The sequence below is a fragment of the Vibrio sp. YT-19(2023) genome (genome assembly GCF_033337395.1).
In genome coordinates, this window is the sequence record NZ_JAWOQN010001181.1 from 1 (window position 1) to 512 (window position 512).

At 47.7% G+C, this 512-nt stretch carries 1 protein-coding gene; it reads left to right on the top strand.

From position 1 onward, the window contains the following. On the top strand, positions 1-390 hold a 390-nt coding region (locus R7E78_RS30725), incomplete at its 5' end, for a hypothetical protein (protein ID WP_318059221.1). Positions 391-512 lie beyond the last annotated feature (122 nt).

A 512-nucleotide genomic window follows, 5' to 3' on the forward strand; every position in this document is an offset into this window, starting at 1 on the left:
GGAGAGTGGGAATTGGAGTTTGATATGGCGTCTCGTTCTTTTAGGCCAATTACCGATTTATTACAAATAGTAACCAACCTACCCGCGTCAGATATCGACAGTGAGACTTATCATTTGACCATGGCGATTAATCAATCAAGTTGCAGAACGGGAGGAGGGGAGCTCGGCTCTAAAGATTTCGCCTCTGTCTTTGTTAACGTTGACGGCACCTTAGAAGAAGTGTCTGAGGCGGGCGTCGATATCGGTGGAGGAGCGCTTAGCTTTCAAGAGGCGGGGCGTACTGGACTCTATGCCGAGCATGAAGTAACTTTGAAATTTGCTCCGGTCGAGCTGGGGGTTGACACAAAATGTGTCGGCGTGGTTCGAATGCAAATGGAGCTGGGCATATGAAAATGCAAACGTTGATACTAGGGGGGCTTGTATTTAGTCAATCCTTCGCTGGAATGACGGCTGAGGCAAAGAATGACATCGTTATTCCCGACGAATTTCAAACCTTGTTTGATGAAAAGCCC